Here is an 11,862-nt window from a genome sequence, read left to right as displayed (position 1 = left end):
CGGCTCCTAATTTTGGGCCGAAGCGAGAAGGGATTTCCTCATGACCACTGCGGTGCGGCCGAGCGAACCGACCCGGGAGGAATTCGCCGAGCGTCTGCTGAAGGGCTCGGTGAAGAAGTCCTATGCCCCGGTCGTCGACATCGACTGGAATGCCCCGTTGGAGGAAGACAAGTTCTTCCTGCCGCCGCGGATGTGCACCCTCTACGGCACCGGGCTGTGGGAGGCGATGACCCGCGAACAGCAGATCGAGATGTCGCGCCAGGAGCTGGTCAACGTGCTCTCGGCCGGCATCTGGTTCGAGAACATCCTCAACCAGGCGCTGCTGCGCGACATGATGCACAAGAACCCCACCGCGCGCACCACCCACTACTCGCTGACCGAGCTGGGCGACGAGACCCGGCACATGCTGATGTTCGGCAAGACCATCGACAAAATCGGCGGCGTGCCGGTGCGACCGAAGCGCTACCAGCGCATCGCGATCAACGCGCTTCCATTCCTGTTCCGCGGCAGCATCCTGTGGGGGGCGGCACTGGTGGGCGAAGAGATCTTCGACTCGCTGCAGCGCCAGATCCTCGACGAGCCCGACATACAGCCGATCGTGCGGCGAGTGATGCGCATCCACGTCACCGAAGAAGCCCGCCACATCCAGTACGCACGCGACGGCCTGCGGCGCAACGTCCCGGCGATGCCGCGCTACCGCCGTGTCCTGTTGGCGAACCTGCAGGGTGTCGGCGGACCGTTCTACCGCCACCTGTTCACCCTGCCGGTCGTCTACAACCGGGTCGGGCTGGACGGTCGCGAGGCTCGCCGGGTGGCGCGCGCCAACCCGCACTTCCTCGCCGCCTCCCGCTCGTCGTTCGCCCCGCTGGCCGCATTCTTCACCGAGGTCGGGCTGATGGGCCGGCTGGCCCAGCGGATGTGGCGGCGGGCCGGATTCCTGTGACCGGCGTCCTCGACGTGGTCGTGCTGGGCGACCCGGCACGGCTGCACGGGCTGATCGACGGCATCCGCGTCGTCGATCGCGCAGACGCGACCACCCGATTCGACAGCGGGACGGACACCTGGACCGTCACCACCCCCGAAGGCGAGGTACTGACCGCCCGGGCGCTGATCGACACCACCGCGTCGCCGGACGACACCGTCGCCACGCACGGTGTTCCCAACCGGTTCCGGATCCCCGGTCCGCACACCCGCCGGCAGGCCCGGTACGTGGCCCGGCTCATCGACGGCCTGCGGCGCAGCGGCGCCAGCCGCATCGAGTCCCGCTCACCCCGGGTGCGGGTGCACCCGCTGCTGCCGACCCGGGGGCTTTCCCGGTTCTATCTGACCGGATCGGTAGGCGTCGACGATGAGACCTACGACGGCCCGGCGGTGCTCACCCACAACGGCGAGGACTACCCGACCCGAGTGCGCCTGACCGGGCACTTCGACCCGATCGATGGCCAATATCACTGGCAGGGAATGTTTTTCACCGATCTCCCGGGAGCAAGCGTCACCGGCTCGAAGGTCAGCATCCGGATCGATGAGCACACTGCCGAAGGGCGCGTCGCCGAGCGGACGCCGTGGGGCACGCTGACGGTGATCGGCGCCGCCGGATACCCGCCGTTCCCGCTGGAGGCTGTAGAGATCGCGATGCCGCCGCGGATGTAATCGCGATCCCCCACTCGGTCCGGCCCGGCGAGTCTGCTATGCAGAGAACAGCCCCACACCCGAGACCGAGGAGATCACGTGCGGTTCACCTACGCCGAGGCGATGACCGACCCGAGCTACTACATTCCGCTCGCCAAGGCTGCCGAGGCCGCCGGATACCACAGCATGTCGATCCCGGACAGCATCGCCTACCCGTTCGAATCGGACTCGAAGTACCCCTACACCCCCGACGGCAACCGCGAGTTCCTTGACGGCAAGGCATTCATCGAGACCTTCGTCTTGATCGCGGCACTCGGCGCGGTCACCACCACGCTGCGGTTCACACCGTTCGTGATCAAGCTGCCGATCCGCCCGCCGGCGTTGGTGGCCAAGCAGGCCGGTTCGCTGGCCGCGATGATCGACAACCGGCTGGCACTGGGCGTGGGGACCAGCCCGTGGCCGGAGGACTACGAGCTGATGGGGGTTCCGTTCGCCCGGCGCGGCAAGCGGATGGACGAATGCATCGAGATCATCCAGGGACTCACCACCGGCGACTACTTCGAGTTCCACGGCGAGTTCTACGACATCCCCAAGACCAAGATGGCCCCGGCCCCGTCCCAACCGATCCCGATCCTGATCGGAGGCCACGCCGAAGCCGCACTGCGCCGCGCGGCACGCCACGACGGCTGGATGCACGGCGGCGGCGACCCGGCCGAGCTCGACGGCCTGATCACCCGGCTGCAGCAGCTTCGCGAGGAGGAAGGCCGCACCGGCCCCTTTGAGATCCACGTGATCTCGGTCGACGGTTTCACCCTCGACGGCATCAAACGCCTCGAGGACAAGGGCGTCACCGACGTCATCGTGGGCTTCCGGGTGCCTTACATCGTGGGCCCCGACACCGAGCCGCTGGACACCAAGATCCGCAACCTGGAGCGATTCGCCGAGCACGTCATCGCCAAAGCCGGGTGACGCCCGTCACACCGTTGCGCCCTTAGTGTCCGGCCTCACCGTTTGGGCGGGATAGGTTTCGGCACCCCGGGCGTTGTACAGGCGTGCGCACCGGTCGCCGGTGAGTGGTCGCGCACTGCAGTTGTCGTGGCATGACCTGCAGGAGGTATGTGATGAAGACCAAATTGATGCAGCTCTGCCTACCGGTCCGGCCGCGGACCGGCCACAACGAACGTCAGCGGGCGATTCGCCTGCTGCGCGCCGCCGCATCCGACGTCGGCCAAAGCGAAGCTCGGCGACAGTGGATCCGCGCCGCGACGCAGTGCTGATCGGGCTCGAAAGAAATACTCTCGAGCGAACGGCCGTTCTCCGAATCTCACTCCCCTGGTGCCGCACCCTTGCGCGACGTTGAGTAACTCATTTAGCTTCTCAGATGTACCTCAGTTAATGGGGCGTCCATTGAGAAGGGGTCGGTCGAGATGGCTCGTCGCCGCAGCAAGGTTGTGGGCAGCAAGGTTGTCGGAGTAGCCGCATTTCTGGCGATCGTTCCCCTGGCGCCGCCGGCGCAGGCCGATATCGACGACATGATGGACGTGCTGTTCGCACCGTTCGCCGCCGCGGAGGGTGCCTTTGACGGTCAGGCTCCGTTCGACAACGCGGTGTTCGACGCGGCCGCATGGGACACGTTCCTGTCGGCCGAGAACTGGAATTCCGCGCTAGCCGCGCTGGCCGAGCCGGGTCCCGCCGTCGCGATCGACTTCTACACCGGGCTGCATGACGTGGCCTCGCAGTGGATCAACAGCGACCTGGGTAGCCAGGTCAACGGATTCATCAACCAGCTGTTCGGCTCGACGGTGATCGGCAACGGCGCGGCCGGAACCGAGGACAATCCCGACGGCGCAGCCGGCGGCTGGCTGTTCGGTGACGGCGGCGCGGGCTGGAACAGCACCACCGACGGTGTCACCGGCGGCAGCGGCGGGTCCGCCGGACTCTTCGGCAACGGCGGAGCGGGAGGCGACGGCGGGGCCGGAGCCGCGGGTGGCGACGGTGGGGCCGGTGGCTGGCTGATGGGCAACGGCGGTAACGGCGGCGACGCCGGCGACGGCGCCACCCCGGCCGGACTACCCGCCCTGGGCGGCGTCGGCGGCACCGCGGGGCTGTGGGCCGGGACCCACGGCGCGGTCGGCCAATTCGGCTCCCTGCCGGGCGGCATCACCGGGACGGTCGCTCCGCCGGTCGAGGCGTCCAACGGCTGGTTCACCAATGGCGATGGCCAGGTCGTCATGTTGCGCGGGCTCAACCAGGTCTACAAGATCCCGCCCTACGAGCCCTCGGCCGGCGGCTTCGACGACGACGACGCCGCGTTCCTGGCCGCCAACGGCTTCAACGTGGTACGGCTCGGTGTCATCTGGGCCGGGGTGGCGCCGGAGCCGGGTGTCATCGACTACGACTACCTGGCATCCATCGAGAACACCGTGGAAATTCTGGCCCGCCACAACATCGTTGCGATCCTCGACATGCACCAGGATCTCTACGGCGGCGCCTTCGGCGGCGACGGCGCCCCGGAGTGGGCCACTTTCACCGGCGGGCTGCCCAACTTCGACGCGGGCTTCCCGTTCAGCTACTTCGTCAGTCCCGCCCAGAACTACGCCTGGGATGCGTTCTGGGGCAACGCCACAGCATCCGATGGGATCGGTCTGCAGAATCACTACGGGCTGATGTGGCAGGCCGTCGCGGACTACTTCAAGGGCAACGAGAACGTGGCCGGCTACGAGATCATCAACGAGCCGTGGGCGGGCTCGCACTGGCTGGGAAGCCTGCTCGGCAATCCGTACTTCGACACCCAGCAGCTGACCCCGTTCTACAACCAGATCACCGACGCCATCCGTTCGGTCGACCCGAACAAGACGGTGTTCTTCGGGCCGACCACCCTCGAAGCCAGCCTGCCGGTGCCCACGCACCTGGGCACGGTGGACGACGAGAACACGGCGTTCTCGTTCCACCACTACTGCATGGTGAATGCGTTGTTCGCGGAATTCAGCTTCGGCTGCGATTGGAATGCCGACATCTCATTCGCAAACGCGATGGACTACGCGCAGGCGAACAACATCCCGGCGTTCCTCAGCGAGTTCGGCGCCACCAACAACCTCGAAGCCATCGGCGCAAGCCTGCAGGCGTCCAACCGGCATCTGATCGGCTGGGCCGAATGGGCCTACACCGGCAACGACATCACCAGTACCTCGCCGCAGGACCAGGCGCTGGTGTACGACCCGAGCCAGCCGCCGGTCGGCGACAACGTCAACTGGGACAAACTCGACGTATTGGCCCAGCCCTACCCGCAACTGATATCGGGCATCCCCACCTCACTGTCGTTCAACGACGGCGTCCTGTCGTTCAGCTACTCCACCGACCGCGCCGACGGCACCGGAAGCTTCGACCCGGGTGCGCAGACCACCATCTCCATTCCGCCCAGCCAGTACCCGAACGGCTACACCGTCACCGTGACCGGCGGACACGTCACCTCAGGACCCAACGCCTCGGTGCTGACCATCAGCTCCGACGCCGGCGCCTCAACGGTCAGCGTGAAGGTGACCGCGGCGTCGTAAGCGGGTCGACTCGCCACCGCCCGATCGCACCCTTGCGCTGTGTAAGTATCTCGTTTACCTTCTCAGACACAACTCAGAAACCGCGCACGTCCATAAGAAGGGTCCGTCGAGATGGCTCGTCGCCGCAGCAAGGTTGTGGGCAGCAAGGTTGTCGGAGTAGCCGCGTTTCTGGCTGTGACCTCTGCGGCGACGCCGCTCGCGCCGGCGCAGGCCGATATCGACGACATGATGGACGTGCTGTTCGCACCGTTTGTCACAGCGGCCGGTGAGCTGGACGGCCAGGCCCTCTTCGACACCGCGGCCTGGGACACCTTCCTGTCCCCCGAGAGCTGGAGTTCCGCACTGACCGCCCTGGCCGAGCCGGGTCTCGCCGTCGCATTCGACCCCTACGCCGGGCTCTACGACCTCGCCGAGAAGTGGATCGACAGCGACCTGGGTATCCAGGTCAACGGCTTCATCAACCAGCTGTTCGGCTCGACGGTGATTGGCAACGGCGCCGACGGAACCGAGGCCAACCCCGACGGCGCAGCCGGCGGCTGGCTCTTCGGTAACGGCGGCGCCGGCTGGAACAGCACCATCGACGGAGTCGCGGGAGGCGCCGGTGGCGCCGCCGTCGGAATCCTCGGCAACGGTGGCGCCGGCGGCGACGGCGGGGCCGGAGCCGTCGGCGGCGACGGCGGAGCCGGCGGCTGGCTCTTCGGTAACGGCGGCGACGGCGGTAACGCCGGTGACGGCGCCACCCCGGCCGGACTGCCCGCCCTCGGCGGCGTCGGCGGCACCGCCGGCCTGATCGACGGAACCCACGGCGCCGTCGGCCAATTCGGCTCCCTGCCCGGCGGCATCACCGGGACGGTCGCGCCACCCGTCGAGGTCACCAACGGCTGGCTCACCAATGGCGACGGCCAGGTCGTGATGCTGCGCGGGCTCAACCAGGTCTACAAGATCCCGCCCTACGAGCCGTCAGCCGACGGCTTCGACGAAGACGACGCCGCATTCCTGGCCGCCAACGGCTTCAACGTGGTGCGCCTCGGCGTCATCTGGGCCGGTGTGCAACCCGAGCCCGGCGTCATCGACTACGACTACCTGGCATCCATCGAGAACACCGTCGAGATCCTGGCCCGACACAACATCCTCGTAGTCCTCGACATGCACCAAGACCTCTACAGCGAGGAGTTCGGCGGCGAGGGCGCACCGGACTGGGCCAGCTTCAACGGCGGGCTACCCCACATCGATGCGGGTTTCCCAGCCACGTACCCCGTGAGCCCGGCGCAGAACTACGCCTGGGATGCGTTCTGGGGCAACGCCAAAGCATCCGATGGGATCGGTCTGCAGAACCACTACGGGCTGATGTGGCAGGCCGTCGCCAACTACTTCAAGGGCAACGAGAACGTAGCCGGCTACGAAATCATGAACGAGCCGTGGGCGGGCTCGCATGCCCTGGGCAGCATCTTGGGCAATCCGTACTTCGACACCCAGCAGCTGACCCCGTTCTACAACCAGATCACCGAAGCCATCCGCTCGGTCGACCCCAACAAGACGGTGTTCTACGAACCGAACACCCTGTTCGGCAGCCTGCCGGTGCCGACCCACATGGGCGCGGTGGACGACGAGAACTCGGTGTTCTCATTCCACCACTACTGCGTCACGACGTCGCTGTTCCCCGGCCTGAGCTTCGGCTGCGACTGGAATGCCGACATCGTGTTCGGGTACGCCAACGACTACATGGAGGCGAACAACGTCCCGGGGTGGCTCAGCGAGTTCGGCGCCACCAACAACCTCGGGGCCATCGACGCCAGCCTGGTGGCGTCCAACCAGAATATGCTCGGTTGGGCCGCGTGGGCCTACACCGGCAAGGACATCACCAGCGCATCGCCGGAAGACCAGGCGCTGGTCTACGACCCGAACCTGCCGCCGGTCGGCGACAACGTCAACTGGGACAAACTCGACCTCCTGGCCCAGCCCTATCCCCAGCTGATCTCGGGCACCCCGACCGCCCTGTCCTTCAACAACGGCGTCTTCTCCTTCAGCTACTCCACCGACCAGGCCGACGGCACGGGATCCTTCGGAGCGGGTTCGGAGACCACCATCGCCGTGCCACCCAACCACTACCCCAACGGCTACACCGTGACCGTGACCGGCGGGCACGTCACCTCGGGCGCAGACGCCTCGGTGCTGACCGTCAGCTCCGACGGCGACGCCTCCACCATCACCGTGACGGTGACCGCCAAGCCCTAGGGAGCTCAGGGTCGCGGGCGCTCCGCCAGCGGAACCGGCGCAGCGCTGGCGCGCACGGTCTGGCGTACCTCGCCGAGGCCCTGTACCTGCAGGGTCACCACGTCACCGTCGCGCAGCCAGCCCGGAAACTGTTGCGGCGCCGCGGGATCGAGGTGTTCGAGGAGTGTGCAGGTGGGTACGGTGCCGGAGCCGAAGACATCGCCGGGTTCCAGCGGCACTCCGCGCGAGGCATAGCTGATGATCTCGCCGAAGGTCCAGTCCATGGCCTCGGTCGATCCGGTGCCGACGATCACGTCGTTGACGATCGCGGTGACATGCAGGCTGAGTCTGCCGTTGCGACGGTAGGGTTCGAGCTCGTCGGGGGTGACGAGATACGGCCCCAGGGTGACGCCGCTGTCCTTGCCCTTGGCCTGCCCGATCGCCAGCACACCCTCCTGGGCTTGCAGGTCCCGCGCCGACCAGTCATTGAAGATGGTGTAGCCGATGACGGCCCGCTCGGCGTCGGCCACCGACAGGTTCGACCCGGGCGTTCCGATGACCGCGGCGACCTCCAGTTCGAAGTCCTGACAGACACTGCCGGGGGCCATCGGTGCATCGTCATAGGGACCCAGAACCGTTGCGGGGCAGGCGAAATAGAACGCGGGTATCTGATACCAGGCGTCGGCGAGTTCCGGGCTGCGGCCGGTCGCCGCCAGACAGTTGCGCATATGGTCCAAGAAGCACAGACTGTCGCGGATCGACGGCGGTCGCGGGATCGGCGCCATCAGCGTCACCGAAGCCATCTCCACCGTCACCGACGGTGCTTTCAGCGCCCGCTCGCCGGCGTCGCGCAGACCATCCGGACCGAGCCGGATCAGCTCCAGCAGCGTCACTCCGGGTTGCACCGCGTGGATCACGTCGCCGTGCAGTACTCCCGCACGCTGGCCGTCGTCACTTCGATAGGTCACCCATCGCACCGGTCAATCCTCGCCTACAACTGACGCAGATGCAGTATTCGTCAGGTGTTGGCGACCGCTCGCAGGGTCGGCATCACCGATTCTTCGACGTACCGCAGGTACTTCCAGGCGGTCTCGACCGGGACGCCGCCGCACAGTGGGGCAAGCGTGAGCATCCCACCGCCTCGGATGTGCTGGATTGCCTCGTCTGCCGTGAAGATTCGGTGCGTCCGTGAGGTCGCGCGCAGCTCATCCACATCGGCTGCGTGATTGATGCCCGCCGACACCTCATTGTCGGGGTTCCACTCCGCGTACATCCGCGCGTCGTGAAGCAGGTGCGGTCCCAGTTCACGCCAGGCCAGGTCGACGTCTGGGGCGACGAAACAGACAGTCGGGGTGTCGTGTTGCGGCAGCAGCGTCATACCGGGTTCGTGGCCGTGCTCGCGGCAGGAGGCTTCATAGGCATGCTGCGAACCGGGCGCGTCCCCCTGTGCGAGGTAGCCGAGGCCGTATCGCCCGGCACGCCGGGCGGCGGCGACACTCCCGCCGCCCCACATCATGACCGGCCCTTCCGGCGAGGAAGACCTGGGTGTCACTCGGATGCGCCGTCCCTGGAACTCGACCTCGTCGCCTGCCAGCAGGCTGCGTAACAGGCCCAGCTTCTCGTCGGCGATGCTGCCTCGCCTGCGCTTGTCGATTCCGAAATGCTCGTATTCCTCGGTCCGGTAGCCGAGCCCGAATATGTAGGTGGCGCGTCCCCTGCTGATGATGTCCAGCAGAGCCATCTCTTCAGCGAGCCGAACCGGGTCGTAGAGCGGAAGCACGACGGTCAGCGTCAGCAGCAGCTGTTGTGTTCGAGCCGCGATGGCGGTGGCCAGAAGCAGCGGCACCGGCAGGTAGCCGTCGGGCGAGCCGTGATGTTCGCACAACACCGCAGCCAGGCATCCTCGGGTTTCAGCCCACTCACACATGTCGATTGCGGCCTGGTACAGCTCTGTGGTCGATGCTCCGAAGTCGGGCGCGCGCATGTCGAAACGCATCGAATACATTGGTGGGACTCCTAACTCGGGCGTCGATCGAGTTTTCGAGGAGGGCGCGAAGTCGGCGTCGGCGTCGGCGCCGGTGCGCCTGCGGATGCCGGCCGCGACGTCTTCGAGGACCCGTGCACGGCGAGCCAGCAGGGCCCGTACCTCGACTTGTCGACGGTCACGTCACTCCCGTCTCACGTCGTCGGGGGTCTTGTCGGGCCGCAGTCCACGCCAGCTGGATTGGCGCAGCCGGCCATCCGTCGTCCATTCGCTGAAGCGCACCTCCCCCACAACGGCCGGTTCCACAAACGTGACGCCCTTGGCGTCCAGCCGGGAAAGCGGTTCCCGGAACGGTGATTCGTCGGCGCGCAGCGGCGTGAGCATCTTCTTCAGGTCGGCCAGCTGGCGATCGGTGAACCCGGTACCGACCCGCCCCACGAACCGCAGGCCGTCAGCATCGGGCACACCCATCAGCAGCGACCCGATCCCCCCGCTGCGCCCGCCCTCGCCTGCCCGCCAGCCGCCGATCACAACCTCCTGAGTTCGCCAGCGCTTCTCCTTGACCCATGCCGGTGACCGGCGCCCCGGCTGGTAGGGCGAATCCCATTTCTTGGCGACCACGCCCTCCCAGCCGAGCCGGCGGGATTGTTCGAGTGCAGCCGCGCCGTCGGCGGCCAACAGGTCTTTGACCACCAAAACGGTTCCCCGAGCAAGGGTTTCCAGGAGGCGGCGGCGATCCCGGTAGGCCGCCCGCAGCAGCGGCCGCCCGTCCAGATACAGCAGGTCGAAGGCCCAGAACTCCAGCTTGGGCGAGCGGGCACCGTTCTGCATCTCGGCGAAGCTGGGCACACCGGCGTCGTCGAGCGCGACCAGTTCGCCATCGAGCACGACGTGATGCTCGGCCAGGTCGTCGACCGGTAACGGCAGCTGCGGGTACTCGCCGGTGACGTCACGCCCACTGCGCGCACGCAACCGGACCCGGCCGTGGTCGACCTCGACCAGCAGGCGGTATCCGTCCCATTTCCCCTCGAAGGCCCACTCACTCGGGATCAGCCGGGTCACCGAACCCTCGGTGGACAGCATCGGCGCCAGGTCGGTGAACGCGAACGCCCGCTGATCCTTCATCCGGTGCGCCAGCCACTGATCGCCGCCGGTACGGATCAGCGCGTATCGGCCGGAGATCCGGTTGCCGGACAGCACGACAATCACCTCGCCCTTCTCCACGGTGTCCTCGAACTTCTCGGTCACATAGCTGCCCGAATCCCAGATGCGCACCGTGCCGGCGCCGTACTCGCCCTTGGGGATGGTGCCTTCGAAGCGTCCGTACTCCAGCGGATGGTCCTCGGTGCGCACCGCCAGGTGGTTGACCGACGGCGTGTCCGGCAGGTTCTTGGGCACCGCCCAGCTCACCAGCACGCCGTCACGCTCCAGCCGGAAGTCGTAGTGCAGCCGCCGGGCGTGATGCTCGTGGATGACGAAACTGTTGCCCTCACCCGGCGCCGGCGCCGCGGCCGGGACCGGTTCGGGAGTTCGGCCCGCGTCACGTTTGGACCGGTAAGCGGCAAGCCGATCCTGCTTTGTCGGGGACCGATCCAGCGCGGCCAGCAGGTCGCCGTCACGGGCGACCCGGTCCAGCACCTCGTCGTAGCGCAGTTGCCGCAGGTCCGGGTCGTCCAGCTCCGCCCAGGTGCGCGGCGCGGCGACCATCGGATGGGCGCGGCCCCGTAGCGAATACGGCGCGATGGTGGTCTTCGACGCATTGTTCTGGCTCCAGTCGACGAAGACCTTGCCGGCTCGGAGTTTCTTGGCCATGGTCGCGGTCACCAGCTTCGGCAATGCGCTTTCAAGTTGCTGTGCAACGCGTTTGGCCACCGTGGCCGCACCCGGGCTGCCCACCGGGCGGTCGAGCGCGGCGTAGACGTGCACACCCTTGCTGCCGCTGGTGACCGGGAACGTCTCCAGGCCCAGGTCGGACATCAGCTCGCGGATGGCGCGGGCCACCTCGGCGAGTTGACTCATCGTCACGCCCTCGCCGGGGTCCAGGTCGAACACCAGGCGGGTGGCCAGCCCGGGCTTGAGCACCTTCCCGCCGTGCGTCCACTCGGCTTCGAAACGCCACTGCGGAACGTGGACTTCCAGCGCGGCCTGCTGGGCGATCCAGGCCAGGCCGTCGAGGTCTTCGATGATCGGATAGGTGGTGATGCCGGAGCGGTGCTGTATCTCGGCGCGAGCCAACCACCCCGGCGCCGAGGAGGCGAGCTGCTTTTCGAAGAAGGAGCCCTGCTCGACGCCGTTGGGCCAGCGCTTGCGGGTTGCCGGGCGGCCCGCGATATGCGGCAGCATGACCTCGGCGATGCGGGTGTAGTAGTCGAAGACCTCGGCTTTGGTGGTGCCCGTGGCGGGGTAGAGCACCTTGTCGGCATTGGTCAGCTTGACCCGGGTTTTGAGCGGCTCAGAGGCCATGCAGCCAACCTACGTCGC

8 protein-coding genes and 1 pseudogene are annotated in these 11,862 nt (G+C 67.1%); 6 read left to right on the top strand and 3 right to left on the bottom strand.

Features of this window, described 5'->3' with window-relative positions:
• Window positions 1-40 precede the first annotated feature (40 nt).
• From AWC16_RS03140 to AWC16_RS03120, 6 genes are all read left to right on the top strand, one after another.
• Complete coding sequence (locus AWC16_RS03140; protein ID WP_085263336.1) at window positions 41-943, top strand: AurF N-oxygenase family protein; 903 nt, start codon at window positions 41-43, stop codon at window positions 941-943.
• Entirely contained in the window at window positions 940-1,650 is a 711-nt protein-coding gene (locus tag AWC16_RS03135) for a DUF4873 domain-containing protein (protein ID WP_234812105.1), read from the top strand. The genes AWC16_RS03140 and AWC16_RS03135 overlap by 4 nt, the downstream gene beginning before the upstream one ends.
• A 78-nt stretch (window positions 1,651-1,728) precedes the next feature.
• Window positions 1,729-2,598 carry a TIGR03619 family F420-dependent LLM class oxidoreductase gene (locus AWC16_RS03130; protein WP_085263335.1) on the top strand — a complete coding sequence of 290 codons (870 nt, stop codon included), beginning with the start codon at window positions 1,729-1,731 and terminating at the stop codon, window positions 2,596-2,598.
• A 152-nt stretch (window positions 2,599-2,750) separates the two neighbouring features.
• Complete coding sequence (locus AWC16_RS24205; RefSeq protein ID WP_165759155.1) at window positions 2,751-2,906, top strand: hypothetical protein; 156 nt, start codon at window positions 2,751-2,753, stop codon at window positions 2,904-2,906.
• Between the two features lie 150 nt (window positions 2,907-3,056).
• The gene (locus AWC16_RS03125) at window positions 3,057-5,183 is read left to right on the top strand and encodes a cellulase family glycosylhydrolase (protein WP_234812104.1); all 2,127 of its coding nucleotides are present in this window, start codon (window positions 3,057-3,059) and stop codon (window positions 5,181-5,183) included.
• 111 nt (window positions 5,184-5,294) lie between these two features.
• Window positions 5,295-7,418 carry a cellulase family glycosylhydrolase gene (locus tag AWC16_RS03120; protein ID WP_234812103.1) on the top strand — a complete coding sequence of 708 codons (2,124 nt, stop codon included), beginning with the start codon at window positions 5,295-5,297 and terminating at the stop codon, window positions 7,416-7,418.
• 8 nt (window positions 7,419-7,426) lie between these two features.
• On the opposite strand, the pseudogene AWC16_RS03115 reads toward AWC16_RS03120, so the two are convergent.
• The 3 genes and pseudogenes from AWC16_RS03115 to AWC16_RS03105 form a co-directional block, all read right to left on the bottom strand.
• Window positions 7,427-8,374 (bottom strand): annotated as a pseudogene (locus AWC16_RS03115) (fumarylacetoacetate hydrolase family protein); the annotation flags it as partial.
• A gap of 41 nt (window positions 8,375-8,415) precedes the next feature.
• The gene (locus AWC16_RS03110; RefSeq protein WP_085263331.1) at window positions 8,416-9,402 is read right to left on the bottom strand and encodes an LLM class flavin-dependent oxidoreductase; all 987 of its coding nucleotides are present in this window, start codon (window positions 9,400-9,402) and stop codon (window positions 8,416-8,418) included.
• 162 nt (window positions 9,403-9,564) lie between these two features.
• A complete protein-coding gene (locus tag AWC16_RS03105) occupies window positions 9,565-11,844 on the bottom strand; it encodes an ATP-dependent DNA ligase (protein ID WP_085263330.1) in 2,280 nt (759 codons plus the stop codon).
• Window positions 11,845-11,862 lie beyond the last annotated feature (18 nt).

The organism is Mycolicibacter longobardus (assembly GCF_002102265.1).
GTDB classification, from domain to species: Bacteria; Actinomycetota; Actinomycetes; order Mycobacteriales; family Mycobacteriaceae; genus Mycobacterium; species Mycobacterium longobardum.
Note: the sequence above shows the minus strand (reverse complement) of the source record. Positions and strands in the feature narration are given on the sequence as shown.